Source organism: Pantoea sp. Ap-870 (genome assembly GCF_011752515.1).
Classification (GTDB): Bacteria; Pseudomonadota; Gammaproteobacteria; order Enterobacterales; family Enterobacteriaceae; genus Pantoea; species Pantoea dispersa.
The window spans coordinates 59067-85365 of sequence record NZ_VWXG01000010.1 but is presented as its reverse complement, the minus strand read 5'-3'; the positions used below and the strand labels follow the sequence as shown (position 1 = coordinate 85365).

26 protein-coding genes are annotated in these 26299 nt (G+C 57.4%); 9 read left to right on the top strand and 17 right to left on the bottom strand.

Annotation, left to right across the window (positions count from 1 at the left end; genetic code table 11):
* Positions 1-195: 195 nt before the first annotated feature.
* The 4 genes from F3J41_RS20260 to dnaB form a co-directional block, all read right to left on the bottom strand.
* Positions 196-1389 (bottom strand): amino acid aminotransferase, encoded by a 1194-nt coding sequence (locus tag F3J41_RS20260; RefSeq protein WP_031279758.1) that lies wholly within the window; start codon positions 1387-1389, stop codon positions 196-198.
* A gap of 45 nt (positions 1390-1434) precedes the next feature.
* On the bottom strand, positions 1435-2049 hold the full coding sequence (locus tag F3J41_RS20255; RefSeq protein WP_021507849.1) for a YitT family protein: 615 nt from the start codon (positions 2047-2049) through the stop codon (positions 1435-1437).
* Between the two features lie 228 nt (positions 2050-2277).
* A complete protein-coding gene (locus tag F3J41_RS20250) occupies positions 2278-2769 on the bottom strand; it encodes an Lrp/AsnC family transcriptional regulator (protein ID WP_031279759.1) in 492 nt (163 codons plus the stop codon).
* A gap of 128 nt (positions 2770-2897) precedes the next feature.
* Positions 2898-4304: a replicative DNA helicase gene (dnaB, locus tag F3J41_RS20245; protein WP_021507851.1), complete on the bottom strand. Its 1407-nt coding sequence runs from the start codon at positions 4302-4304 to the stop codon at positions 2898-2900.
* A 73-nt stretch (positions 4305-4377) separates the two neighbouring features.
* Between dnaB and F3J41_RS20240 the strand changes: the two genes are divergently transcribed.
* A complete protein-coding gene (locus F3J41_RS20240) occupies positions 4378-5361 on the top strand; it encodes a quinone oxidoreductase (protein ID WP_152391425.1) in 984 nt (327 codons plus the stop codon).
* Between the two features lie 191 nt (positions 5362-5552).
* Here the strand turns inward: F3J41_RS20240 and pspG are convergent, their stop codons facing one another.
* From pspG to traF, 3 genes are all read right to left on the bottom strand, one after another.
* Complete coding sequence (gene pspG / locus F3J41_RS20235; RefSeq protein ID WP_058770016.1) at positions 5553-5819, bottom strand: envelope stress response protein PspG; 267 nt, start codon at positions 5817-5819, stop codon at positions 5553-5555.
* Between the two features lie 209 nt (positions 5820-6028).
* Entirely contained in the window at positions 6029-7024 is a 996-nt protein-coding gene (dusA, locus tag F3J41_RS20230) for a tRNA dihydrouridine(20/20a) synthase DusA (RefSeq protein ID WP_132465722.1), read from the bottom strand.
* 90 nt (positions 7025-7114) lie between these two features.
* A complete protein-coding gene (traF, locus tag F3J41_RS20225; protein ID WP_058780893.1) occupies positions 7115-8362 on the bottom strand; it encodes a conjugal transfer protein TraF in 1248 nt (415 codons plus the stop codon).
* 448 nt (positions 8363-8810) lie between these two features.
* Here traF and zur point away from each other — a divergent pair, with 448 nt between their 5' ends.
* Entirely contained in the window at positions 8811-9332 is a 522-nt protein-coding gene (gene zur, locus F3J41_RS20220) for a zinc uptake transcriptional repressor Zur (protein ID WP_132465719.1), read from the top strand.
* A gap of 70 nt (positions 9333-9402) precedes the next feature.
* On the opposite strand, the gene F3J41_RS20215 is transcribed toward zur, so the two are convergent.
* The 4 genes from F3J41_RS20215 to F3J41_RS20200 all read right to left on the bottom strand — a co-directional run bounded on the left by F3J41_RS20215 (position 9403) and on the right by F3J41_RS20200 (position 12317).
* On the bottom strand, positions 9403-9615 hold the full coding sequence (locus tag F3J41_RS20215) for a CsbD family protein (protein WP_021507857.1): 213 nt from the start codon (positions 9613-9615) through the stop codon (positions 9403-9405).
* 159 nt (positions 9616-9774) lie between these two features.
* Positions 9775-11100 carry an MATE family efflux transporter DinF gene (gene dinF / locus F3J41_RS20210; RefSeq protein ID WP_132465716.1) on the bottom strand — a complete coding sequence of 442 codons (1326 nt, stop codon included), beginning with the start codon at positions 11098-11100 and terminating at the stop codon, positions 9775-9777.
* Positions 11101-11228: 128 nt separating this feature from the next.
* On the bottom strand, positions 11229-11843 hold the full coding sequence (lexA, locus tag F3J41_RS20205) for a transcriptional repressor LexA (protein WP_031279762.1): 615 nt from the start codon (positions 11841-11843) through the stop codon (positions 11229-11231).
* Between the two features lie 105 nt (positions 11844-11948).
* The gene (locus tag F3J41_RS20200) at positions 11949-12317 is read right to left on the bottom strand and encodes a diacylglycerol kinase (RefSeq protein ID WP_021507859.1); all 369 of its coding nucleotides are present in this window, start codon (positions 12315-12317) and stop codon (positions 11949-11951) included.
* 125 nt (positions 12318-12442) lie between these two features.
* On the opposite strand from F3J41_RS20200, the gene plsB reads away from it, so the two are divergent.
* On the top strand, positions 12443-14866 hold the full coding sequence (plsB, locus tag F3J41_RS20195; protein WP_031279763.1) for a glycerol-3-phosphate 1-O-acyltransferase PlsB: 2424 nt from the start codon (positions 12443-12445) through the stop codon (positions 14864-14866).
* Between the two features lie 135 nt (positions 14867-15001).
* Here the strand turns inward: plsB and ubiA are convergent, their stop codons facing one another.
* The 4 genes from ubiA to F3J41_RS20175 all read right to left on the bottom strand — a co-directional run bounded on the left by ubiA (position 15002) and on the right by F3J41_RS20175 (position 17683).
* Positions 15002-15868 carry a 4-hydroxybenzoate octaprenyltransferase gene (gene ubiA / locus F3J41_RS20190; protein ID WP_021507861.1) on the bottom strand — a complete coding sequence of 289 codons (867 nt, stop codon included), beginning with the start codon at positions 15866-15868 and terminating at the stop codon, positions 15002-15004.
* 24 nt (positions 15869-15892) lie between these two features.
* Positions 15893-16411, bottom strand: a complete 519-nt coding sequence (gene ubiC / locus F3J41_RS20185; RefSeq protein ID WP_010616617.1) for a chorismate lyase — start codon at positions 16409-16411, stop codon at positions 15893-15895.
* A 92-nt stretch (positions 16412-16503) separates the two neighbouring features.
* On the bottom strand, positions 16504-16914 hold the full coding sequence (psiE, locus tag F3J41_RS20180) for a phosphate-starvation-inducible protein PsiE (RefSeq protein ID WP_010616618.1): 411 nt from the start codon (positions 16912-16914) through the stop codon (positions 16504-16506).
* 70 nt (positions 16915-16984) lie between these two features.
* Positions 16985-17683 carry a UTRA domain-containing protein gene (locus tag F3J41_RS20175; RefSeq protein ID WP_021507862.1) on the bottom strand — a complete coding sequence of 233 codons (699 nt, stop codon included), beginning with the start codon at positions 17681-17683 and terminating at the stop codon, positions 16985-16987.
* Between the two features lie 226 nt (positions 17684-17909).
* On the opposite strand from F3J41_RS20175, the gene F3J41_RS20170 reads away from it, so the two are divergent.
* From F3J41_RS20170 to F3J41_RS20145, 6 genes are all read left to right on the top strand, one after another.
* The gene (locus tag F3J41_RS20170) at positions 17910-18971 is read left to right on the top strand and encodes an ABC transporter substrate-binding protein (protein WP_058770009.1); all 1062 of its coding nucleotides are present in this window, start codon (positions 17910-17912) and stop codon (positions 18969-18971) included.
* 141 nt (positions 18972-19112) lie between these two features.
* Entirely contained in the window at positions 19113-19922 is an 810-nt protein-coding gene (locus F3J41_RS20165) for an alkaline phosphatase family protein (protein WP_058770008.1), read from the top strand.
* Positions 19922-20773 carry an ABC transporter permease subunit gene (locus tag F3J41_RS20160; protein ID WP_166712216.1) on the top strand — a complete coding sequence of 284 codons (852 nt, stop codon included), beginning with the start codon at positions 19922-19924 and terminating at the stop codon, positions 20771-20773. The genes F3J41_RS20165 and F3J41_RS20160 overlap by 1 nt, the downstream gene beginning before the upstream one ends.
* Position 20774: 1 nt before the next feature.
* Complete coding sequence (locus tag F3J41_RS20155; RefSeq protein ID WP_166712214.1) at positions 20775-21560, top strand: ABC transporter permease; 786 nt, start codon at positions 20775-20777, stop codon at positions 21558-21560.
* A 2-nt stretch (positions 21561-21562) separates the two neighbouring features.
* The gene (locus tag F3J41_RS20150) at positions 21563-22555 is read left to right on the top strand and encodes an ABC transporter ATP-binding protein (RefSeq protein WP_021507867.1); all 993 of its coding nucleotides are present in this window, start codon (positions 21563-21565) and stop codon (positions 22553-22555) included.
* Positions 22556-22663: 108 nt separating this feature from the next.
* Entirely contained in the window at positions 22664-24289 is a 1626-nt protein-coding gene (locus F3J41_RS20145) for a Na/Pi cotransporter family protein (protein WP_058757573.1), read from the top strand.
* 81 nt (positions 24290-24370) lie between these two features.
* On the opposite strand, the gene gntU is transcribed toward F3J41_RS20145, so the two are convergent.
* Together gntU and gntK are read right to left on the bottom strand one after the other, a co-directional pair.
* The gene (gntU, locus tag F3J41_RS20140; protein WP_021507994.1) at positions 24371-25711 is read right to left on the bottom strand and encodes a gluconate transporter; all 1341 of its coding nucleotides are present in this window, start codon (positions 25709-25711) and stop codon (positions 24371-24373) included.
* A 2-nt stretch (positions 25712-25713) separates the two neighbouring features.
* Complete coding sequence (gene gntK / locus F3J41_RS20135) at positions 25714-26250, bottom strand: gluconokinase (protein ID WP_010615889.1); 537 nt, start codon at positions 26248-26250, stop codon at positions 25714-25716.
* Positions 26251-26299 lie beyond the last annotated feature (49 nt).

Genomic DNA, 26299 nt, shown 5'->3' with positions numbered 1-26299 from the left:
CAGGAACACACAAGACCCGTCCCGATTACCCGGGGTTAAGGTGTTATACCCATGCGGAATGCGGCCGTCAGCCAGCATCGCCGGCAAAGAGAAGCGTGGAAAAGCGGGGTGCGGCAGAAGGTACAGCGGGAACAGACAATGTGTGGATGGCTGAACGAGTGCCTGCCAGCCGCGGGCTGACAGGCACCGCGTCGGTTACATTACGGCAGCAAAGGCTTCGGCCACCTGATTGACGTTACGGCTGTTGAGACCGGCGACACACATGCGGCCGCTGGCGATCAGGTACACACCGAACTCTTCGCGCAGGCGGTCCACCTGCTGCGCGCTCAGGCCGGTATAGCTGAACATGCCGCGCTGTTTCAGCAGATAATCAAAGTTTTTGCCGGGCAGTTTACTGTTCAGCACATTGACCAGCACCTGGCGCATTTCGATGATGCGCAGGCGCATCGCTTCCACTTCCGCCAGCCAGTTGTTCAGCAGCGCTTCGTCGTTCAGCACGCAGGAAACCACCTGAGCACCGAAGTTCGGCGGGCTGGAGTAGTTGCGACGTACGGTCGCTTTCAGCTGACCCAGCACGCGTGCCGACTCTTCTGCGCTGTCGCAGACAATCGACAGCCCGCCCACGCGCTCACCGTACAGCGAGAAGATTTTCGAGAAGGAGTTGCTCACCAGCGCCGGCAGGCCCGCCGCGGCAATCACGCGAATCGCGTAAGCGTCCTCTTCCATACCGGCACCAAAGCCCTGGTAGGCGATATCGAGGAACGGAATCAGCTCCTGCGCTTTCAGGACCTCAACGGTTTGATCCCACTGCGCGTTGGTCAGATCCGCACCGGTCGGGTTGTGGCAGCACGGATGCAGCAACACGATGGATTGCTTCGGCAGCGTTTTCAGTTTGGCGATGAAGGCATCGAACTTCACGCCGTTGGTGGCGTCGTCGTACCACGGGTAGGTGTTAACGTTAAAACCGGCACCGTTAAAGATCGCCACATGGTTTTCCCATGTCGGATCGCTGACCCATACGCTGGCGTCCGGGAAGTAACGCTTCAGGAAATCTGCGCCCACTTTCAGCGCGCCGGATCCGCCCAGCGTCTGGATGGAAGCAATGCGCCCCGCCTGCAGCATCGGGTGCTCTTTACCAAACAGCAGCGGCGCAATGGCGTTACGGTACGGACCCAGCCCTTCCATTGGCAGATAGAGCGAAGCCTGATGTGGCTGCGCCTGCAAACGCTCTTCCGCGGCGGCCACCGCCTGCAGCTGAGGAATGATGCCGGCTTCGTTGTAATAGAGGCCGATGCTCAGATTCACCTTGTGGTCACGCGGGTCCTGTTTGAAGGTTTCCATCAGCGACAGAATCGGATCGCCAGCATAGGCATCAACGTTTTGAAACACGGTGCAGATCTCCATGATTATTCATAAATGTGTGGGTCGACGTCATCAAACAAAATAGCGGCCGGGACGGTGATTCATGGCGATGATGAGATTGAGCATCACCGCGCCGGCAATGGAGGCCAGCAGCATCGGCAGCGATACCACAAAAAGCGAGGCCAGTACCACACAGGTATCCAGCGCCATTTGCAGTTTGCCGGCGCGCAGACCAGAGCGATCCTGCAGCCAGAGCGCCAGAATATTGATACCACCGAGGCTGGCTTTGTGACGAAACAACACTATAAACCCAATCCCCATCACCACGTTACCGAACAATGTCGCATAAAACGGATTTAGCGCAGAAAAATGGATAAACAGCGGGTGCAGATGGGTGAACAGCGATACCAGCCCCACCGCACAGAAGGTTTTCAGGGTAAATTCCCAGCCCATGCGGCGAATGGCCAGCCAGTAAAACGGCAGGTTAATCAGAAAGAAGGCGCTGCCGAACGAGAGCGGCGACAGGTAGCTAATGAGAAAAGCCACGCCCGCCGTACCGCCGGTCAGCGCGCCCGCCTGTTTCAGCAAAATGACGCCAAACGACACCATCAGCGTGCCAAGCACGATAGCCAGCGCATCTTCTGTACGGGTGTGGGGAATGCGGGAAGGTTGTACAGCGTTATCCATGGCGCGATCTCTTTGCAAATGATGGCGTTCATTTGCAAAAAACGCACCACATCGGCGGCTTCCTGTCGCCGCCGATGGGTGCCAGCGATTATCCAATTGATAACTAAGGCGCTTTATTGCAGGTTTATGTGCATCAATCTGCTGTAAAATAATCGATTCATGCACAAATTCGGTTTTTGGTGCGCGCTTTGCGCGAAAAACGGCACAAATATGCACCACACTGGCACATCATGCACTCTTTTGGCGCACTTTGTGCTCGGGGATCATCATCAAGCCGTTCTCTTTTAAACGGTTGAGTACCACCGAGGTTTTCACGTGCGCCACGCTTTGATGGCCAGCGACGAGCTGACTGATCAGCGCGCTCAGCGCCGCTAAATCGGCCACCGCGACTTTTAACAGATAGTCGGCGTCACCAGTGGTTTTGAACGCGTCGACAATCGCCGTTTCCTGCTCCACCATGCGGTGAAAACTCTCTTCGTAATCGGGCGTGTGATTTTTTAGTCGCACCTCGATCAAGCCGACCATGCCCAGCCCTACCGCGTCTGGCGAGAGCCGCGCGTGATAGCCAAGAATAAGATTTGCCTGTTCGAGATTAATGCGCCGGCGTGAACATTGCGACGCCGAAAGTCCGACTAAATCACTGAGTTCCTGGTTGGTAAGGCGGCCGTTAGATTGTAGTAGTGTCAGTATCTTAAGGTCGTAATCGTCTACCTGAGTCATTCTGTATCCACAGCGTTATAGGATTCGCTTTGCTACAGATAACCTGATAATTGACGAGGTTGTCCAACACTATTTTCTGATGACGTGAAATGCATGCACAAATCGTGCATGCAACTGCGGAAGCGCGATTATTCGTCGTCGTATTGCGGTCCGGCGTAGTTATCAAAGCGTGACCACTGGCCGTTGAACGTCAGACGTACTGTGCCGATCGGGCCGTTACGCTGTTTACCGATGATGATCTCGGCGATGCCTTTCAGATCGCTGTTTTCGTGATACACCTCGTCACGATAGATGAACATGATCAGGTCCGCATCCTGCTCGATCGAGCCCGATTCACGCAGATCCGAGTTAACCGGACGCTTATCGGCGCGCTGCTCCAGCGAGCGGTTAAGCTGCGACAGCGCCACCACCGGTACATTGAGCTCTTTCGCCAGCGCTTTAAGCGAGCGTGAGATCTCGGCGATCTCCAGCGTACGGTTGTCAGAGAGCGCCGGTACGCGCATCAGCTGCAGGTAGTCGATCATGATCATGCTCAGGCCGCCGTTTTCACGGAACACGCGGCGCGCGCGTGAACGCACTTCGGTTGGCGTCAGACCGGACGAGTCATCGATGAACATGTTCTTCTTTTCTAACAGGATGCCCATGGTGGCCGAGATGCGCGCCCAGTCTTCATCCTCCAGCTGACCGGTACGGATACGCGTCTGATCAACGCGCGACAGCGAGGCCAGCATACGCATCATCAGCTGTTCGCTGGGCATCTCGAGACTGAAAATCAGCACCGGTTTGTCTGTCAGCATGGCGGCGTTTTCGCACAGGTTCATGGCGAAAGTGGTTTTACCCATCGACGGACGCGCCGCGACAATGATCAGATCTGAACCCTGCAGACCGGCGGTTTTCTTGTTGAGATCCTGATAGCCGGTATCGACGCCGGTGACGCCATCATGCGGCGTTGATACCAGCGCTTCAATGCGCGATACCGTCGCTTCGAGGATCTGCTCAATATTTTGCGGGCCTTCATCTTTATTCGCGCGCTGTTCAGCGATTTTAAAGACGTTCGATTCGGCGAAATCCAGCAGCTCTTCGCTGCTGCGGCCCTGCGGATCGTAACCGGCATCAGCGATCTGGTTAGCCACCGAAATCATCTCACGCACTACCGCACGTTCACGCACGATGTCGGCATAAGCACCGAGGTTTGCCGCACTTGGGGTATTTTTTGCCAGCTCGGCCAGATAGGCAAAGCCGCCCGCCATCTCCAGCTCGCCACGCGTTTCCAGCGACTCTGACAGGGTGATCAGATCGATAGGCTGACCGGCTTCTAGCAGGCGCTGCATTTCAGAGAAAATCATGCGGTGCGAACGGTTGAAGAAATCTTCCGCGACCACGCGCTCGGAGACGTTATCCCAGCGTTCGTTATCCAGCATCAACCCACCGAGCACCGACTGCTCCGCTTCGAGAGAATGCGGCGGCATTTTCACGCCTTCGAGCTGCCGATCGCGGGGTTCGTTCGATTTGTTGGTGGGTTTATTTCCTGCCATAGTGAATGCATTACCGATCGTGAAAGGGACGCGCAAGTATACCGTCCCAGGATGAACAATCACAGGAGTCAGAATGGCAAAGCGAATTCAGTTCAACCAGCACGGCGGCCCGGAAGTATTGCACTGGGTCGATTTCACACCAGCCGATCCCGCCGACTATGAAGTTCAGGTGGAGAACAAGGCGATTGGTATTAACTACATCGATACCTACGTGCGCAGCGGATTGTATCCGGTCTCCTCGCTGCCGTCCGGCCTGGGCACTGAAGCGGCAGGCATCGTGAAAAAAGTGGGCAGCGCGGTTTCGCGTTTCAAGCCGGGCGATCGCGTGGTGTATTGCCAGGCCGCGCTCGGTGCCTACAGCGAGCTGCACAATGTGGCAGAAGATCGGCTGGTGATTCTGCCGGACAGCATCAGCTTTGAGCAGGCTGCGGCCTCTTTCCTCAAGGGCCTGACGGTGCAATATCTGCTGCGTCAGACGTACAAAGTAAAAGCTGATGAAATTTTCCTGTTTCATGCCGCCGCAGGCGGCGTGGGCCTGATTGCCTGCCAGTGGGCGAAAGCGCTGGGCGCGCATTTGATTGGCACCGTCGGGTCTGCGGAGAAAGCGCAGATCGCCAAAGATGCCGGCGCCTGGGCCACCATCAATTATCGCGAAGAGGATATCGCCCAGCGCGTCAGCGAACTGACCAACGGTGAAAAAGTGGCGGTAGTGTACGACTCAGTGGGTAAAGATACCTGGGAACCCTCCCTCGACAGCCTGCGCCGCCACGGCCTGATGGTGAGCTTTGGTAATGCCTCCGGCCCGGTGACCGGCGTTGACCTCGGCATTCTCAACAAGAAAGGCTCGCTGTTTGTCACCCGCCCTTCCCTGTTTGGCTATATCACCAACCGTGAAGAGCTCGATCGCGCCAGCGGCGAACTGTTTTCGCTCATCGCCAGCCGCGCTATTCAGCTTAACGTGCCGGAGCAGCAGAAATTTGCCCTGAGCGATGCGGTACGTGCGCATCAGGTGCTGGAGAGTCGTGCCACTCAGGGTTCCAGCCTGTTGATTCCCTGATAGCAGAAATGACGAAGGGCTTCCCGAAGGAAGCCCTTTTCTTTCTTTTTTATAGTTCGCGCTGGTGTAGGGACAGCGGCGATGAATTCGTCTGAATTTCTTTACCTATCCTGACAGAAAACATAAGTAAAAAATATGTTTAATTGCGAATTCGTACTAAGCAATCACCAACTCTGTGATCGTAACCGCATTTAGCGCCAGCTTCTCTTCTCTAAGTCGCTGATTTTCCTTTTCAGCCGGTTAAGTTTCACCTCTCCCTGCGGCGTGGTAAATGCGCGATACAGCCACACGGCGACCACCGCCAGCACCAGCCACGGCAACAATTTTATAACAAGCGCAAACAGCCCGCCGAGAAACATCACCACGGTGGCCACCAGCAGCGCGGCGATCACGCCCAGCAGCGATACGCCAGTCAGCAGCAGCATCATAAAAAAGCCGATAACGAATAATATTTCCACGAGCGCTCTCCTGTATCAGTAATGCAGAAGGTATTACAAGATACGTGCCAGGTCGTGCCAATCGCTAAGCCATTGAATTATCGCTTTGATGCAGGACAGAGGAGAAGTTAATTTGGTGAAATTGACTAACTGGTGGTGAATTAAAAACCGCACGACGAAACCGTGCGGTTTAAACCGTCCTGCCAGCCTGACCAGGCCCGCTCGCGGGATCAGGCTTCCTGCACGATGCGGTCAGCCACCAGCGCCAGCGCCGCTTCCAGCACGCGGACGTCTGCGCCCGGTTTGTGGGCATTTTCGCTCAGATGACGGCGCCACTGGCGCGCGCCGGGAATGCCCTGGAACAGGCCCAGCATGTGGCGCGTAATGTGTCCCAGATAGGTGCCCTGTGCCAGTTCGGCTTCGATGTAAGGGTACATGGAACGCACCACGGCGACCGGATCGGCCACCGGTGTCTCGCGGCCAAACAGCTGGCGATCAACCTGCGCCAGAATGCCGGGATTTTGATAGGCCTCGCGCCCCATCATCACGCCGTCCAGGTGCTGCAGATGCGCTTTGGCCTCATCGAGCGTCTTAACGCCGCCGTTAATGGCTATGGTCAGCGCCGGGAAATCCCGCTTCAGCTGATACACGCGCGGATAGTCGAGCGGTGGAATTTCACGGTTCTCTTTCGGGCTGAGACCCGATAGCCACGCTTTACGCGCATGAATAATGAACGTATCACAACCGCCCTGCTGCGCCACGGTGCCGACAAAATCGCACAGGAAGGCGTAGCTATCCTGGTCGTCAATACCGATGCGGGTTTTCACCGTGACCGGAATGCTGACCACATCGCGCATCGCTTTGATACAGTCCGCGACCAGCGCCGCCTCACCCATCAGGCACGCGCCAAAACGGCCGTTCTGTACCCGATCGGACGGACAACCGACGTTCAGGTTGATCTCATCGTATCCGCGCGCTTCTGCCAGCTTTGCACAGGTTGCCAGCGCAGCCGGATCGCTACCGCCCAGCTGCAGCGCCAGCGGATGCTCCGCCTCGCTATAGGCCAGATAGTCGCCTTTGCCGTGGATGATGGCCCCGGTGGTCACCATTTCGGTGTACAGCAGCGTGTCGCCGCTCAGCTGACGGTGAAAATAGCGACAGTGACGGTCGGTCCAGTCCAGCATTGGGGCGATGGAGAAACGTTGCGAAGAGAATGTATCGGTCATGAAACGCAGTAAATCCGCAGTTAAGTGATGAGAAACTGCGCAATGATATCACAGCTGTGACGGGCGACACAGCCGCCCGTCATCGTGTGGTCAGAAGTTAAACCCGAGCTGCACCATGGCCCCCCAGGTATTGTCTTTGCCGACCGAACCGGCTAGGTCCAGATGCACCGCGTTGTTGAACGGCGACACGCCGAGACCGGCCGTAAACACATCGGTGTCATTCGACTTCATATCCGCGCGATAGCCGGCACGCAGCGCCAGCCAGTCCAGCACGCGATATTCACCACCCACGCCAGCGTACTGACTGCTCTCCTGCGATTTAAAACGTTTGGTTTCGGTCAGATCGACATCGCCGGTCAGAGTAAAGGGTCCGCGATTCCACGCCAGTCCGGTGGTTACCAGTGGGCGAATCTGATACGTATCGCGATAGCCGTTAACCTCTTTGGTGTCGATATCGCGCGAGACCAGGTTCTGCCCGGTCACGCCGAAGGTCCAGTTCTCCGCGAAGTCGGTAGCGATACCGGCATCGACGTTGAAACCGGTATCGGTGCTGCGATAGCGGCTGTCGTTAATATCATTCTTGTCGTAGTTATAAACGCTGGCGGTGTAGTTATACAGCCAGGTTTTCTGCAGCTTCGGCGTGACGCCAACGGAGACCGGGTGACCGGCGATGGTGAACTCATGTGCCATTGCGACACCGTAATCGGTGATCAGCGCAGCCAAGCCGTTGGCGCTGGATCGCAGATTATTTTGGTCGCCCGGCAAAGGAATGCGGCCATTTGCGACCTGATCCAGATAATCAATATCGCTCTGTACGACGTTAGCGCGGATGTGCGCCGTGCCGTAGGCTTTGGTGATGAAGGCGAAAGGAAGGGTCTCGTTGGGAATGCTGACGGCTAACGCCACGCCTGCGGTGCCATTCGCTTTATCACCGCGCAGATCGCGCAGCTGATTGGCCATATCACCTGCCGCGGCTCTGACCTGAGGCGCGCCATTGATGATCTCCGGCAGCGTGATGTTGTTGATCACGTCACGATAGCGGTCCACCGTATCAGTAATTTCGTCTACGCGATCCACTAATTTGTCTTTGTCAGTAATCTGCACACCTGCTGAAGGAAAAATGATGCTGACGTTATCTTCAGGCTGCGCTTTGGTCATCAATGCCGGGTTAGCCAGCACTGCCGAGCTCCAGGTTGAGGAAGCGACACCGGTTCCCCCCATGGCATCGTTACGCGCATCGTACCAGGTGCCAGCAGCAAATGCTGATGAGGTAACAAATACCGCATTAAAACCAACAACATAAGCAATTTTCTTGCGTCTGAATAATGTCTTCACCATGAGTCTGCCATCACCTTTTAATTGTCGTGGACTGTCTCTACGACGGAATAGTTTATTAGCCCTATTCTGAACGCTGGCTAACGCTTTATTGCTGTGAATTGAAAGGAATTAGCATTGCTATTCGCAGAATTGGTCACGCCCGCACCATTCTGCTGTTGTTTTATGCAGAAATATGAACGTCAGCTAAATTGATGCCAGAAATTACTTAAAACCTTTTGAACCATAGCCACTAAGTCAGTGAGTTGCAAAGCAAAAAGATGGGTTAATCTGTGAGAAAAAACTCGGGAAGGAAAAGCATGGCTTAACAGAAGGAGGTACCAGGACGTAACGCGGCAGATAAGTGGCTGAAAGCCGGACATTTCCTGGATGATATAAGGTAAAAAAGCAATGGCAGCAGCGTAAAAGTTTGTGTGATAAAATAACATCACCCATCACCTGGAGAATGCTTATGCCAAACCTCACGCCCGAAAAACTGCTCACGCAGGCTGAATCTCTGTGCCTTGACCGTGGCGTGCGCCTCACTACGCAGCGCGCAGAAGTGCTGCGCCTGATGGCGGAGCAGAACGGTTCCATTAGCGCTTACGATTTGCTGGACCAGCTGCGCATCAGTGAACCCCAGGCGAAACCACCGACTATTTATCGCGCGCTGGATTTCCTGCTGGAGCAGGGATTTATTCATCGGGTAGAGTCAAATAACAGTTATGTGGTGTGCCACCATTTCGACGAGCCGGCGCACACATCGGTGATGCTGGTGTGCGACAACTGTGCCGCCGTCAGTGAGAAGCACGCGCACGGCGTGGAAAAGATCATTGCCGGGTTGGCCGATCAGGCAGGTTTTACCTTACGTCATAGCGTTATTGAGGCGCACGGCCTGTGTGAAAACTGTGCCGAAGTGGCGGCCTGCACGCAGCCGGGTAGCTGTCAGCACGATCATGAAGTGGAAAGTAAGAAGAAGGTGCGTAAAGGGTAACTGGCACGTCCGTGTGCCAGGCCGATTGTAACGATCAGCGGGTAGGAGCATCATCCTTAAAGCGGGAGACTTACCAGCGGTAATCTTTGTTTTGACTTTCCCAGTCTTTCAATTCACGTTCAGCTTCATCTTTGGCGTAACCGTAACGTTCCTGGATTTTACCCACCAGCTGATCGCGTTTCCCTTCGATCACGGTCAAATCGTCATCGGTTAACTTGCCCCATTTCTCTTTAAACTTCCCTTTAAACTGCTTCCAGTTTCCGCTCGCTTCGTCTTTGTTCATAACAATCCTCCACGTCTTCCTGAGTGAGATGGTGTATTTCTCATGTAATGCCGGAAATAACCATATAACGCGCTACTTATCTGCGCCGTTTGAGATAATTATAGTAGCCGCTTCGGATTGTGCACGGAATTACAGATTATTCTGGTGCCTGCGCTGCGCTTATGGCTGACTGAACCAGCTGTCACGCTGCCAGTGGCGGCGCCACATCCATCCCAGCGTCAGGCCGCGCAGCGCCAGAAACACCGTGATCGCCAGCCATAAACCGTGATTCCCTAACCACGGCAGCGTCAGCAAAGTGATACCGAAACCGGCTGCTGCCATGATCATGCTGTTACGCATTTCGCGGCCGCGTGTCGCGCCGATGAACATGCCGTCCAGCAGATAACACCAGACGCCGACCAGCGGTAAAATTACCTGCCACAGCAGAAAGCGATCGGCCATCTCACGCAGCGGCTGCAGCGAGGTAAGCAGTGCAACAATGTGCGGGCCGCTGAGCGCATAAATAACCGCAAACAGCAGCGCAACGATACCCGCCTGGCGACAGGCGGCATGCCAGATCAGCAGCAGCCGGCTGCGATCTTTTGCCCCTACCGCTTCACCCGAGCAGGCTTCCACCGCGTAAGCAAAGCCGTCCAGCGCATAGGCAGTAAACGTCAGGAACATCAACAGCACCGCATTAACCGCAACCACATCCGGTCCGATGCGTGCACCCAGCAGGGTCAGTGAGGCAAAGCAAATCTGCAGCATGAGCGAGCGCAGCATGATGTCGCGATTAAGGCGAAATAACCGCGCCGCGTCACCGCGCCAGCTGTGTTTCAGTAGTTTGAAATCGATGCCGCGCAGTTTCAACACGCGCGCCACCATCCTTAATCCCACTGCCAGCGTCACGTATTCGGCCAGCGCCGTGGCGGCGGCGGCACCGGCAACGCCCCAGTGCAGTTTCAGCACCAGCAGCAGATCGAGCAGGATGTTAACCAGGTTTCCGACAATCAGCAGAACCATCGGCGCACGCGCATACTGCACGCCCAGCAGCCAGCCGAGAATCACCAGGTTAGCCAGCGTAGCCGGTGCGCTCAGCCAGCGGATTTCAATGAAGATCTGCGCCTGCTGCTGGACTTCCGCGCTGCCGCCCATCAGCGTTGCCGCCAGGCTACTGGCAGGAGAACGCAGCAGCGCCAGTAGCAACCCGGCGGCGAGGGCGATCAGCAGCGGCTGCATCAGTGCGCGCGCCAGTGCCTGTTTATCGCCGGCCCCGAACGCCTGCGCGGTTAAACCGGTGGTGCTCATACGCAGAAACAGCAGCAGCATAAAGATGAAGCTGGTTGCCGTGGTGCCTACGGCCACGCCGCCGAGGTAGATCGGGCTATCAAGATGGCCAATCACGGCGGTATCGACCACGCCGAGCAGCGGCACGGTGATATTGGAGAGGATCATTGGCAACGCCAGTCGCCACAGCGCTTTATCAGAAGAGGAAAATAGCTGCATCAGCCCCATCCCGAGGGTTACGGTAGTCGGCCTGAGCGAGCGCCTTACGGGCCGGGAACAAAAGTATGATTAAAGCAGACTGCGGCCAGCGCGCGTGCGCCGCCGCAGCGGGGGAGATCAACCGGGTTTCAGAGCCACTCGCCGTTGCGCACGATGCCTACGGCCAGCCCTTCCACGGTCAGCGACTGTTCACGGGTATCCACGACAATCGGCTGGAAATCATTGTTTTCCGGCAGCAGCTGGACAATCGCGCCCTGCTTCTTCCAGCGTTTCACCGTGACTTCATCATCGATACGCGCAACCACCACCTGGCCATTGCGCACTTCCTGCGTTTTATGCACTGCGAGCAGATCGCCGTCCATAATACCGATATCTTTCATCGACATACCGCTGACGCGCAGCAGGAAATCGGCAGAGGGTTTGAACAGGTTGGCGTCGACCTGATAGTGGGCTTCGATATGTTCCTGCGCCAGCAGCGGTTCACCGGCGGCGACGCGACCGATCAGCGGCAGCCCTTCACTCGCCTCTTCTTCCATCAGCAGGCGGATACCGCGCGATGCACCGGAGACGATTTCAATGACACCTTTACGCGCCAGCGCTTTCAGGTGCTCTTCAGCAGCGTTAGGCGAGCGGAAGCCCAGTTGCGAAGCAATTTCAGCACGCGTTGGCGGCATGCCGGTCTGATTAATATGGTCGCGAATCAGGTCATAGACCTGTTGCTGCCTGCTGGTTAACGCTTTCATCCCGCCCCCTGGTTGTTTATACAGTCGCTGTGAGTATATACAGGTATTGGCGAAATGAAAACCGAAACAGAGGGAAAAATCAGCGGCTTGATGAATGTGGAATGTTTATCGCAAATGCGACCAAAGCAGCGCGATCCAGACAAACAGAGCCAGTAAGATAGCCAGCAGTACCGCCGCCGAGCCCATGTCTTTGGCGCGTCCTGCCAGCGGATGGCGCTCCTGACCGATGCGGTCCACCACGGCTTCGATGGCACTGTTAAGGATCTCAACAATGACCACCAGCACCACCGAGCCAATCAGCAACACACGCGTGATGGCATCGACATCCAGCCAGCAGGCAATGGCAACCGCGACCAGTGCGGCAATCGCCTCCTGGCGAAAAGCGGCTTCATGCTGCCAGGCAGCGCGCAGCCCCTGCCAGGAATAACCGGCGGCTTTAATGATTCTCAGGAAACCGGTGACGTTATTTGCCATGTTGTGGAACCCTTAACTGTTTTTGACGTCAATGTCTGGGCGCGCGAGGTGGCACAGCCACAGATCTTCGCCGCACTTTCTGGTATGCTTGCCGCGCTTTGCTAACAAGAGGCTTCAAGTTGTCTATGTCAGGTTGGCGTAAACTCTATTACAAATTGTTGAATTTACCACTCTCTATTTTGGTAAAAAGTAAGGTCATTCCGACCGATCCGATCTCGGAACACGGTATCGATCCGACCCGTCCGGTGATGTATGTTTTGCCTTATGATTCAAAGGCGGACCTGCTCACGCTACGCGCACAGTGCCTGAAGCACGATCTGCCGGATCCGCTGGCGCCGCTGGAGATTGACGGCACCCTGCTGCCGCGCCACGTATTTATTCACGATGGGCCGCGCGTCTTCCCCTATTTCGTGGCGAACCCGGAGTCGGTCAAGCTTTTCCATGACTACCTCGATCTGCACCGCAATAATGCGGCGCTGGACGTACAGATGCTGCCGGTTTCCGTGATGTTTGGCCGTGCGCCAGGCCGTGAAATTCAGGGCGAACCGACGCCACATCTGCGTATTCTTAACGGTATACAGAAGTTCTTTGCCATCCTGTGGCACGGTCGCGACAGCTTTGTCCGCTTCTCGCCCACGGTTTCACTGCGTCAGATGGCCACCGAACACGGTACCGATCAGTCGATCGCGCAGAAGCTGGCACGTGTCGCGCGCATTCATTTTGCCCGCCAGCGGCTGGCAGCCGTCGGCCCGCGTCTGCCGGCACGCCAGGATCTGTTCAACAAGCTGCTGCAATCCAAAGCGATTGAGAAAGCGGTTGAAGACGAAGCGCGCAGCAAGAAAATTTCGCATGAAAAAGCGCAGCAGAACGCCATCGAGATGATGGAAGAAGTGGCGGCGGATTTCTCGTACGAAGCGATCCGCGTGACTGACCGTGTGATGGGCTGGCTGTGGAGTCGACTCTATCAGGGCATTAACGTGCACGGCGGCGAACGCGTGCGCCAGCTGGCGCAGGATGGTCACGAAATTGTTTACGTGCCATGCCACCGCAGCCACATGGATTATCTGCTGCTGTCCTACGTGCTCTATCATCAGGGCCTGGTGCCGCCGCACATTGCTGCCGGTATCAATCTCAACTTCTGGCCAGCCGGACCGATTTTCCGTCGCCTCGGTGCCTTCTTTATTCGTCGTACCTTTAAAGGCAACAAGCTCTACTCCACGGTGTTCCGCGAGTATCTGGGCGAGCTGTTCAGCCGCGGCTATTCGGTTGAGTATTTTGTTGAGGGCGGGCGCTCACGTACTGGCCGTCTGCTCGACCCGAAAACCGGCACGCTGTCGATGACGTTACAGGCGCTGCTGCGCGGCGGCAGCCGTCCTATCACCTTTGTGCCGATCTACATCGGTTATGAGCACGTGATGGAAGTCGGCACTTATGCCAAAGAGCTGCGCGGTGCCGCGAAAGAGAAAGAGGGTTTCATGCAGATGGTGCGCGGCCTGCGCAAGCTGCGTAACCTCGGTCAGGGCTATGTGAACTTCGGTGAGCCGCTGTCGCTGGTTAACTATCTTAACAAACAGGTTCCGGAGTGGCGCGACGCGATTGACCCTATCGATCCTCAGCGTCCGGCGTGGATGACGCCGGTAGTGAACGATATCGCGGCACGTCTGATGGTACGCATCAACGAAGCCGGCGCGGCCAACGCCATGAACCTGTGCGTGACCGCGCTGCTGGCATCGCGCCAGCGTTCGCTGACGCGTGAACAGCTGACGGAACAGCTGGAGTGCTACACCCAGCTGCTGCGCAATGTGCCGTACTCACCCGAGTCAACCGTGCCGGATCTCAGCGCTGAAGCGCTGCTCGATCACGCCATGGGCATGAACAAGTTCGAGACCGAGCAGGACAGTATTGGCGAGATCATCATTCTGCCGCGCGAGCAGGCGGTGCTGATGACCTACTATCGCAACAACATCCACCATATGCTGGTGATGCCGTCGCTGATTGCCGCTATCGTGCAGCAGCATCGGGAGATCAGCGAGGCGGAACTGCTGCGCCAGGTCAGCCTGGTCTATCCGATGCTGAAGAGCGAACTGTTCCTGCGCTGGGACAGTGCCGAACTGCCAGCCCTGCTGAATGCGCTCTGCGCCGAAATGGCGCGGCAGGGGCTGATCACCGTACAGGAAGGCCAGCTGAAAATGAGTGCGGCGCGTTACCGTACGCTGCAGCTGCTGGCGGCCGGGATTCGTGAAACGCTGCAGCGTTTCGCCATCACCTTCGCCATTCTCAGCGCCAAGCCGACCATTAACCGTGGCACGCTGGAGAAAGAGAGCCGCACGCTGGCTCAGCGTCTGTCAGTGCTGCACGGTATCAATGCGCCGGAGTTCTTCGACAAGGCGGTCTTTACCGCGCTGGTGCTGTCGCTGCGTGATGAAGGCTATATCAGTGATTCCGGTGATGCGGATGCTGAACGTACCAATATGATGTGGCAGATGCTGGCCGAACTGGTCACCAGCGATGTCCGTCTGACCATTGAGAGTGCCGTAGCGCACGACTAATGGGCGACTGAAAACCGCGGCGCATCTGTCACACGCCAGATTGCGCCGCGGTTTTTGTTGTCAGAATTCAGGCGTGAAAAGAACGCGCTTCCCACTACGGCGACCGGCGCGCCGCCGGGGTTAATCACCCCGTCATCAAAACAGCGCAACAAACGGCTGGGTATTAAGCAGCACGCCAATAAACAGCACCAGGCCAACGTAGTTGTTGTTGAGGAATGCCTGGAAGCACAGCTCACGTTCACGCCCGGCAATCAGTTTCTGCTGATGCACAAACAGCCCGCCCGCCAGCAGCAGCGACCAGTAAAACGCACCGTTCAGATGCAGTAAAATGCCCACCAGCGCCATCAGGCCCAGCGCGGCCAGCTGTAACAGCCCGATAATCAGCTTGTCGTAACGCCCAAACAGAATCGCCGTCGATTTCACGCCAATCTTCAGATCGTCGTCGCGGTCAACCATGGCGTACTGGGTGTCATAAGCCACCGTCCAGCAAATATTGGCAAGAAACACCAGCCAGCAGACAAAGGGTAAGGACTCACTAACCGCCGCCCAGCCCATCGGAATCGCCCAGCCAAACGCCGCGCCCAGCACTACCTGCGGCAGATGGGTATAGCGCTTCATAAAGGGATAAACCCACGCCAGCGCCAGCCCGCCAAACGACAGCAGAATGGTCATGCGGTTCATGGTCAGCACCAGCAGGAACGCCAGCAGACCGAGGCCGGCAAACAGCAGCTTCGCCTCTTTCTCCGTTACCGCGCCGCTGGCTAACGGTCGCGCGGCGGTGCGTTTCACGTGGCCGTCGACGTTACGGTCGGCGTAATCATTAATCACGCAGCCCGCCGCGCGCATCACAAACACCCCCAGTACGAACACCAGCAGCACCGACAGCGGCGGAATCGCCATGCCGGAAAGCCACAACGCCCACAGCGTCGGCCATAGCAGCAGCAGCGTGCCAATCGGTTTATCAATACGCATCAGGCGACTATAGGCCTGCCATTTGCTCATGGTTAAAGTCTTTTGCACGGGGCGTTATCCTTGCTTCAGCGCGCGGTACAGCGGCGACGCCGGTAAAAACAGTTCAGTTAACAGCAGCGGTTTGCCGGACAGGCGCAGCCGCGAGCGGCGTCCCCACAGGTCATCAATCTGGCCCGGATCGATAAAATCGCGGCTCAGCGTCGAGGAGGAAAACAGGTAGCGTCCCAGCGGTCGCGTGCCGAGATTTTGCAGCATCTGTTCCGGGCCGTTCAGCGTGCTCTCCGGCACCACGGTACGGCCAATCAGCCAGGGTTCATTGTCACCGCACAGCACGATTTCACGCAGCCAGAAGCGCGTGTCGGCAGGCAGAAACGCTGCTTCCTGCGGCATCTCATCGGCGGTAATGAACGCTTCCCGCAGCAGTTGTACGGTAACCTGCTGGCAGTGCTGCTCAAAGCGGCGCGTCATTGAGTCTTCTTCCAGCAGCCAGTCAAGCAGCGGCGGTGAAAGTAACGGGGAAGAGGCTGGCAGCCAGTGCAGTGCGCGTAACTGGCGCAGCGCGTCATGCGACATCAGGACATCTCCGGTAAAAAAGTTGCCCTAGTGTAGCGCACCGCGCTCAGCGTGACACATCTGCTTGTGCCACGCTGGCGTCACGGGAGGAATTACTCGCGTTTCAGGCGGTTACTGTTGGCCAGCCACAGCGTCACCACCAGAATCAAAATGGCCGCCGAGTAGCACAACGTATCGAAAGGATTTTTATGGTCGACAATGATCAAACGAATAATCGCCGTGATCCCGATATAGACGAAGTAGCGCAGCGGAAAGTGATAGCCGGACTGAAAGTACTTCACAATCAGCGCGATAAACTCGAAATAGAGAAAGTAGATCACAATGCCTTCGATCAGCAGATACGAGGACGCCTGCTCACCGGTGCTGAACAGCACATTCGCCAGGTGAATGGTCTCTTTACCAAGAAACACCACCAGAATAACGGCCAGAATCACCAGGCCAATGTTCAGTACCCACTGTAATACCGAAGCAATAAGCTGCCCCGCCGCTGGTTTTGTTGTCATTATTTTGCGCCTCAGATGACGAGATTCTTCTGGCGCTATCATGCTGTAATGTGATCTAAATCACAATACATTACACCTCAACATCAACGCATAGCGCGTCATAACGCCAGTACTCGCAGTCGCAGTCAATCACCCGCTTATGCTGGTCACGGTTGATACGCGTAATCAGCAGGCCGGGCGTACCGCTCGCCACATTGAGCGCTGGCGCCGCCCGTGCCGGTAGCGGGCCGGGTACAATAGTAAATCGCGCACCGCCGTAGTGAATGCCGTAGCGCTGGTCATACAGATCGGTCAGCGAGCGGGTGAGATCTTCACGCAGCAGACCGGGAAAGAAGGCCGGATTGAGGTAATGCTCGACGTACAACACCGCGCGGCCATCAATGCGGCGCAGGCGGCGAATGCGGTACACCTGATCGCCTTCCAGCAGTTGCAGATGACGCGCAATTGCCAGCTGCGCCGGCACCTCGCGCGCCTCCATCACCTCAGTGCTGGCAATGCGCCCCTGCTGCAGCGCCATGGCATGAAAGTGACTGTGATGTGCCGGGTTATAGATGAGGCGCGGCGGCGCAATAAACCAGCCGCGCCGTAGTTCGCGGTAGATGACGCCCTGCGCTTCCAGCAGGCCAAGCGCTTCACGAAGCGTGATGCGCGTGGTGGAATATTGTTCGCTCAACGCGCGCTCGGCCGGCAATCGTCTGGTGACAAACTCTCCGTTTTCAATCCGTTCGCATAGTGCGGCGGCGATCACATCTGCGGTTTTCGACGACATTTTTTTCAGCCTCATTTTGGGGCAAATCTGCACTATGACAGTTCGATGACTACAATGTGACAAGGCACATCCCACGCTTTAGCGCGCTGTAACCGCATGTGGAACGACGCGCCACATCCCATTTCAACACCCCGGTCATAAAACCTTCATCTATCCGGGCTACATTGGCTCGGTTCTTGCTGGACTAGACCACGACGACCCACAACTTACACCCGGAGCAACCGAGATGAAAGCGTTTATCTCTTCTGTAGTAGCCAGTGCCGTTCTGCTTGCGCTGCCCGCCGCGCATGCCGCCGATAACGATGTTGCCGCGCTGGAAAAAGCCGCGCGCGCCGAAGGCCAGGTTAACAGCGTCGGTATGCCTGACACTTGGGCCAACTGGAAAGATACCTGGAACGATCTCAGCACCAAATACGGTCTCAAGCACAGCGATACCGATATGTCTTCGGCGCAGGAGCTGGCGAAGTTTGCCGCCGAGCAGGATAACGCCAGCGCCGATATCGGCGACGTGGGCGCCGCTTTCGGTCCGATTGCCGTCGCCAAAGGCGTGGCGCAACCCTACAAACCGACGCACTGGGATCAGATTCCGGCGTGGGCGAAAGACGCCGATGGCAACTGGATGCTGGCCTACACCGGCACCATCGCTTTCCTGATCGATAAGCAGCAGGTGAAAGACGCACCGCACAGCTGGGCCGATCTGAAAAAAGGTAAGTATGTGGTCACTATCGGGGACGTCGGCACGGCTGCTCAGGCGGCAAACGGCGTCCTCGCCGCCAGCTATGCGCTGGGCGGTGACGAGAAGAACATCAAGCCGGCGCTGGCGTTCTTTGGCGAGCTGGCGAAACAGGGCCGCCTTGGCGTGACCGACCCGGTGATCGCCAACATCGAAAAAGGTGAGATTCAGGTCGCCGTGGTGTGGGACTTCAACGGCCTGAACTACCGCGATCAGATTGATAAAAATCGCTACGAAGTGGTGATTCCGTCGGACGGGTCCGTGACTTCTGGCTACACCACCATTATCAACAAATACGCCCGCCACCCGAACGCGGCGAAGCTGGCGCGTGAATACATTCTGTCGGATGAGGGCCAGATCAACCTGGCGAAAGGCTATGCGCGCCCGATTCGCGCCGAGCATTTAACGCTGCCGGCAGACGTGCAGGCCAAACTGCTGCCGCAGTCGGAATATAAAAATGCCCGTCCGATCAAAGATCAGGCTGCCTGGGATAAGACCTCAAAACTGCTGCCGCGCCTATGGCAGGAGAATGTGGTTATTAACATGAAGCAGTAACGCAGACGTTCTGCCAGTCGCACATACCGTAGCGGCGCGATGTATCGCGCATCCGTTTTCCGGCAATGCGCGATACATTGCGCCGGTACCTATCACCAATTTTTACAGGGTGCGCATTCATGCGCACCTGAGGGAGCGGGGATGAAAACAATCCTGGTGGTACTCGATGGGCTGAGTAATCAGGTAGCGCAGCACGCCATGGGCTATCTGTTTGCCGAATGCAAACAGGGCAACGGCCACTATTACACGCTGACCTGCGAACTGCCGTCGCTGTCGCGTCCGCTGTACGAATGCATTCTGACCGGCATTCCACCGGTGCGCAGCGGCATCATTCACAACGGCGTCAATCGCCTGAGCAATCAGCGCAGCATCTTCCACTATGCGCGCGACGCCGGACTCACTACCGCCGCTGCCGCTTATCACTGGGTGAGCGAACTGTATAACCGCTCGCCGTTCAACGCTGCGCGCGATCGCCACACTAACGCACCCGACCTGCCGATCCAGTACGGCCATTTCTACTGGGACGACGGTTACCCCGACTCGCATCTGTTTGAGGATGCCGAAAGCCTGCGCCTGCAGCACGATCCCGATTTCCTGCTGATTCACCCAATGAACATCGACGATGCCGGGCACAAGCACAGCCTGTCATCACCGCAGTACCGTAACCGGGCACGAATGGCGGATGGCTATCTGTCGCAGTGGATGCCCGGCTGGCTGGCCGCCGGTTATCAGGTGATTGTCACCGCCGATCACGGCATGAACGACGATCGCTCGCACGGCGGTATTCTGCCGGAAGAGACGCAGGTGCCGCTGTTTGTTTTTGGCCGCGGCTTCTCGCTGCAGCCCGACCTGGAACCGCAGCAAACCGACCTGTGCGGCACCGTCTGCACCCTGCTCGGCGTCCCGCACGACAAACCGCTGTGTCGCGGTCTGCTGGCGGAGCCGCGCTGATGAAGGGCAAAACCCTGGCCTCGCTGCTGCTGCTGCCGTTCGTGCTGTTCTGGATCGCCTTCCAGCTCGCGCCGCTGCTGTGGATTGCCATCAACAGCTTCTGGAGTGATATCAACGAGCGCTGGGGCATCGATAACTACAGCGATATCCTCACTTCACCGTTCTACCTGCAGGCCTTTCGCCTGTCGCTGGATATTTCGCTATGGTCGAGCGTTTACGGCCTGCTGATCGCGCTGCTTGCCGGTTATTCGCTGCACAAGCTCGGCACCGGGCGTTTTCAGCGCTTTTTGCTGTCGTTCACCAATATGACCAGCAACTTCGCCGGCGTGCCGCTGGCCTTCGCCTTTGTCATCCTGCTCGGACTGAACGGCTGCCTGACGCTGCTGCTGCGCCACTACGGCTGGCTGGACAGCTTTAAGCTGTTTTCGCGCGACGGCATGGTGCTGGTTTACACCTGGTTCCAGATTCCGCTCGGTATTCTGCTGCTCTACCCGGCCTTTGACGGGCTGCGGAAAGACTGGGAAGAGTCGGCGGCACTGCTCGGTGCCAGCCGCTGGCGCTACTGGTGGCACATCGGCCTGCCGATTCTGTTTCCGGCACTGCTCGGCACCTTTGTAATTTTGCTGGCCAACGCGCTGGGCGCCTACGCCACCATTTACGCGCTGACCACCGGCAACTTCAACGTGGTGCCGGTGCGCATCGCCGCGCTGGTGTCAGGCGATATCTCGCTCGATCCCAATACCGGCGGCGCGCTGGCGATGCTGCTGGTGCTGATTATGGCGCTGATTACCATGGTGCAGCAGTATCTGGTGCGTCGCAGCTATCTGCATGCCCGCGTACAGGAGTCCTGACATGTCTCGCGTCGAAAAACTCTACCATCGCCTGATTGTCTGGCTGCTGCTGATCGTGCTCGCCGCACCGCTGCTGGCGACGCTGCTGTACGGCATCTCCAGCGAGTGGAGCGATACCATTCTGCCGCAGGGCTTTACCCTGAAGTGGCTGACGCAGCTGTGGAGCGATCCGCGCTTCCTCACTGCGCTCGGTCATTCGCTGCTGATCTGCTTGGGTGCGCTGCTGTTCTCCCTGCTGCTGGTGCTGCCTGCGATGTTTGTAATCGCTTACTATTATCCAAAACTGGACGCGGTGATGAACGTGCTGATTCTGATGCCGTTTGCCGTGCCGCCGGTGGTCTCGTCGGTCGGGCTGCTGCAGCTCTACTCCTCAGGCCCGCTGATGCTGACCGGCACGCCATGGATTCTCATCGGCTGTTACTTCACCATTGCGTTGCCGTTTATCTACCGCGCCATTGCCAACAACATGCAGGCCATCAACCTGAAAGAGCTGATTGACGCGGCTCATCTGCTGGGCGCCAGCACCTGGCAGGCAGCCCTGTTTGTGGTGCTGCCAAATCTGCGCAAAGGGGTGTTCATTGCCGTGCTGCTCTCCTTCTCGTTTCTGATTGGTGAGTTTGTCTTTGCTAACCTGCTGGTCGGCACCCGCTATGAAACGCTGCAGGTTTATCTCTACAACATGCGCAACGGCAGCGGGCATTTCACCAGCGCGCTGGTGATCTCTTATTTTGCGGTTGTCCTGCTGGTCACCTGGCTGGCCAATGCCCTCAATCCTGAACGAGGCTGACCATGAGTTACCTGAACGTTACCCAACTGAATAAAAGCTACGGCCCGACCACCATTTTTGAAAACATCGATTTCAGCGCCGACGAAGGTGAGTTTGTCACCCTGCTCGGCCCGAGCGGCTGCGGCAAGTCAACGCTGCTGCGCTGCATCGCCGGCCTGACCGATGTCGACAGCGGCACCATTCTGCTGCAGGGCCAGGATCTGGTGCCGCTGCCGCCGCAGAAACGTACCATTGGCATGGTGTTCCAGAGCTATGCGCTGTTTCCCAATATGACGGTAGAGAAGAACGTCGCCTTTGGCCTGAAGATGCAGAAACTGCCCGCCGGTGAGATTCAGCAACGCGTGATGGAAGCGCTGGCGCTGGTGGAGCTGACCGACTTCGCGCGCCGCTATCCGCACCAGCTGTCAGGTGGTCAATGTCAGCGCGTGGCGCTGGCGCGTTCGCTGGTGACGCGGCCGCGCCTGCTGCTGCTGGATGAACCGCTGTCGGCGCTGGACGCCCGCATTCGCCGCCATCTGCGCGAGCAGATTCGCCACATTCAGCAGGAGCTGAAGCTGACCACCATTTTTGTCACCCACGATCAGGAAGAGGCGCTGACGCTCTCGGACCGGATTGTGCTGATGAACCGCGGTCGCATTGTGCAAAACGGCAACGCGGAAACGCTCTATACCCAGCCGGTGGATCTGTTCGCCGCCGGCTTTATTGGCAACTACAACCTGCTGAGCGCCGAACAGGCAACGCAGCTGACCGGCCAGCCGTTCAGCAGCCAGGTGGCGATTCGTCCGGAATCCATCCAGCTGTGCGCACCGCAGGCAGGCATCGCGGCCACCATTCTCAGCCATAGCCTGCTCGGGAACGTGATCCGCTATCGCGTGCTGGCAAATCAGGTCGAGTTGTCGGTGGATGTGCTCAACCGCAGCGTGGCAGATTTACACCCCGCCGGCATGCAGATTGGACTACAGTTAGAGATGTCGACGTTGCGCCAGGTCGCTTAAATTAAACGAAAAATTGGCAACGCAGCGCGACGCAGGTATTTATCGGCTGTGCTTATCGCCAGGCAGGCAGCCGCCTGTTTTCTGCCTGGCGCATAGGAGCCTTTATTCGTGCTAACCCTGCTTAACCTTCTCTCCGCCGTCGCCCTGCTGGTATGGGGCACCCACATTGTCCGCACCGGCGTGATGCGCGTGTACGGTGCCGATCTGCGTCGCGTGTTAAGCCGCAGCGTGGAAAAAAAACCGATGGCGTTTCTTGCCGGGATCGGCGTTACCGCGCTGGTGCAGAGCAGTAACGCCACCACGTTATTAGTCACCTCGTTTGTGGCGCAGAATCTGGTCAGCCTGACGCCCGCGCTGGTGGTGGTGCTGGGTGCCGACGTCGGTACCGCCATCATGGCGCGCATCCTGACCTTCGATCTCTCCTGGCTGTCGCCGCTGTTTATCTTTTTTGGCGTGGTATTTTTCCTCAGCCGCAAACAGACGCGCGCCGGTCAGATCGGACGCGCGGCCATCGGCCTCGGGCTGATTCTGCTGGCGCTGCAGCTGATTGTCGCCGCCGCCAAACCCATTACCCAGGCCGCCGGCGTGCAGGTACTGTTCTCCACGCTGACCGGCGATATCATGCTGGATGCGCTGATTGGCGCGGTATTCGCCATCATCAGCTACTCCAGCCTGGCTGCGGTGCTGATTACCGCCACGCTGACCGCCACCGGCGTTATCTCGTTCAAAGTGGCGCTGTGTCTGGTGATTGGCGCTAACCTCGGCAGCGGCTTGCTGGCAATGATCAACGCCAGCGGATCGAATGCTGCCGGCAAGCGGGTGGCGCTCGGCAGCCTGTTGTTCAAGCTGATTGGCAGCATCGTTATTTTGCCGTTTGTCGATTACATCGCCGACCTGCTGGATAAGCTGCCGGTTAACGATGAAGAGATGGTGATCTTCTTCCACGTGTTCTACAACCTGGTGCGCTGTCTGGTAATGGTGCCGTTTGCCGAACCGATGGCGCGCCTGTGCCGCCGCATGATCGCCGACGATGCGGAAAACCAGACCCATCTCAAACCTAAGCACCTCGACAGCAGCGCGCTGGATACCCCGGCGCTGGCGCTGGCCAACGCGGCGCGGGAGACGCTGCGCATTGGCGATGTGGTGGAGCAGATGCTGGAGAGCTTCAACAAGGTGGTGATGGGCGAACTGCGCGAGGAGCGCGCAGTGCGGCGGCTGGATGATGATGTGGATGTGCTGTACACCGCCATTAAGCTCTATCTGGCGCGCATGCCGAAGGAGGACCTGGCGGAAGAGGATTCACGCCGCTGGGCCGAGGTGATTGAGATGGCGCTGAATCTGGAGCAGGCAGGCGACATTATCGAACGCATGAGCGCCGACGTGGCGGACAAATCGCTGCAGGCGCGCCGGGCGTTTTCGCCGGAAGGGCTGGAGGAGCTGAATTCGCTGCAGGAGCAAGTGTTAAGCAACCTACGCCTGAGCCTGTCGGTGTTTCTGTCGCACGACGTCAGCAGCGCCAAGCGCCTGCGCCGTGCCAAGCACCGTTTCCGCATCCTGATTCGCCGTTATTCCCACGCCCACGTCGAGCGCCTGCACCGGCAGAATGTGCAAAGCATCGAAACCAGTTCGCTGCATTTAGGTTTGCTGGGAGATATGAAGCGCCTGAATTCGCTGTTCTGTGCGGTGGCGTACACCGTGCTGGATCAGCCGGACGATGAGCGCGAGGTGGATTAATCATTTTTACAACGCGCGATAAATCGCGCCGCTACAGGCTGTGCATTAATCTGTAACGGCGCAATTTATTGCGCATTGCCATTACGACAACAAACTAAACGCGATCATCCCGACGATGGCGCCGGTGGTGCCGAGAATCGTCTCCATCAGCGTCCAGGTCTTCAGCGTCTCGCCTTCGGTGGCACCGGTGAAGCGGCCGAACAGCCAGAAACCGGCATCGTTGACGTGGCTGATAATAATCGAGCCGCCGCCAATGCAGATCGACAGTGCCGCCAGCTGCGCACCGCTGTAATGCAACGGTTCAATCACCGGCATCACCAGCCCGACGGTGGTTAAACAGGCCACCGTGGCCGAGCCCTGAATCACCCGAATCGCGCCGGAGAGAATAAAACAGGCCAGCGCAATCGGCATGCCGGCACCGGTCAGCGCGTGGCCCAGCACCGGGCCAACGCCGGAATCCACCAGCACCTGTTTGAACACGCCGCCCGCGCCAATCACCAGCAGAATAATCCCCGCCGGCTGCAGCGCGCTGCCGCATACCTGCATCACCTTCTCTTTATCCATGCCCTGACGGTAAGCCAGGCCGTAAATCGCTACCAGCAGCGCCAGCAGGATGGCGGTAAACGGATGGCCGATAAACTCCAGCCACGCATACAGACGTGAATCCGGTGTGGTAAAGCGCGCGCCGATGGTTTTCAGCCCGACCAGCAGCAGCGGGAACAGAATCAGCGACAGGCTAAAGCCAAACGACGGCAGCTGGCCCTCGCTGACGTCCGGCTGATGATCTTCCGGCGGCGCGCTGAACGTCACATGGCGTGCAATCAGGTTGCCGAACAGCGGACCGGCAATCAGCATGCCGGGAATCGCCGCGCACAATCCCAGCAGGATCATCCAGCCAAAGTCAGCGTGCATCTGCGCCGCCAGCAGCATTGGTGCCGGTCCGGGCAGCAAAAAGGCCGCCGCGGCGGCGACGCCGGCAAACAGCGGGATCACCAGTTTGACCAGATTATCGTGGGTGCGACGCGCCACGGCAAAGGCGATGCTGATCAACAACACTACGGCCACTTCAAAGAACAGCGGCAGCGCACAGATCAGCCCGGCAATGCCCATCGCATAGTGCGCGCGCCGTTCGCCAAAGGTTTTCAGCATGCGGATGGCGATCTGATCGACCGCACCGGTTTCGTGCAGAATTTTGCCGAACATGGCGCCCAGCGCCACCACAATGGCGAGAAAGCCGAGCGTGCCGCCCATGCCTTTTTGCATGGTCTCGGCAATTTTATCCAGCGGCATACCGGAGAACAGACCGGCACCCATCGACACTAACATCAGGGCGACAAAGGCGTGCATACGCGCTTTCATCACCAAAAACAGCAGCAGCAGGACAGAGCCTGCTGCGGTTAACACCAGCGTTGCGGTACTCATGACTAGCCCTTGTTGATTGCGCCCTCGATGGTCGCAACCGTGGCCGCAACTACCTCATCCAGTGAGTGATTGATATCGACAACCAGTACATCCGGCTCGTCGGCACCCGGTTCCTGCAGGGTTTCAAACTGTGTCACCAGCATCTGCGGTTTGAAGAAGTGGCCTTTGCGCGCCTTGAGACGAGACTCAATGGTGGCAAAATCACCCTTCAGATAGATGAATTTCAGGTTGTGATTGCCCTGACGCAGGATGTCACGATAGGACTTTTTCAGCGCTGAACAGACGATGATCGAGATCGCCTGGGTACGCTGCATCGCGAACGCCGCATCATTCAGCGCCTGCAGCCACGGCTGGCGATCGTCGTCGTTCAGCGGATGGCCTTCCGCCATTTTGGTAATGTTGCTGCGCGGATGCAGGAAATCACCATCCAGAAACGCGGTGCTGAGCTGATGAGACACCTGATTGGCGACGGCAGACTTTCCGCTGCCGGAAACACCCATCAGGATAAAGACGTGGTGCGATGGAGATGGCGTGGTCATGGTTTTGCGCTCCGGCAGGTTAAGCTGCCAATGTTACCGATAACAATTT